Raw genomic sequence first — 304 nt, 5'->3', positions numbered from 1 at the left:
CCCGCAGGAAGTATGTCCGGCAGAAAACCGAGGCACAGCAGTTTCGTGAGGACCGGCAGCGGTGTTATCGCGTACTGTCCGATTACTACTATCTGCTGAAAAAATGGGAGATCGACAATTCTCCCCGGACACCGGAGGAAGAACCGCACCCCCGCTTTGTGGAAGCAATCCAGAAGAAAACCTATGTAGAGTACCTGCTGGACCTTTTTCTTTATGAAAGTGAAGAAGAACAAAAGGCATGGATTGCAGAACACACAGCAGAAATCACACACTTGGAAAGGAGATTGAAAATCATGGCTGAGAA

The 304-nt window shown here is 48.4% G+C and carries 1 pseudogene; it reads left to right on the top strand.

Annotation, left to right across the window (positions count from 1 at the left end):
* Positions 1-304: pseudogene (locus tag OCV69_RS16685) on the top strand (DNA primase); the annotation flags it as partial.

The sequence above is a fragment of the Alitiscatomonas aceti genome, from assembly GCF_025567195.1.
GTDB classification, from domain to species: Bacteria; Bacillota; Clostridia; order Lachnospirales; family Lachnospiraceae; genus Alitiscatomonas; species Alitiscatomonas aceti.
This window is presented reverse-complemented; position numbering and strand designations above follow the sequence as displayed.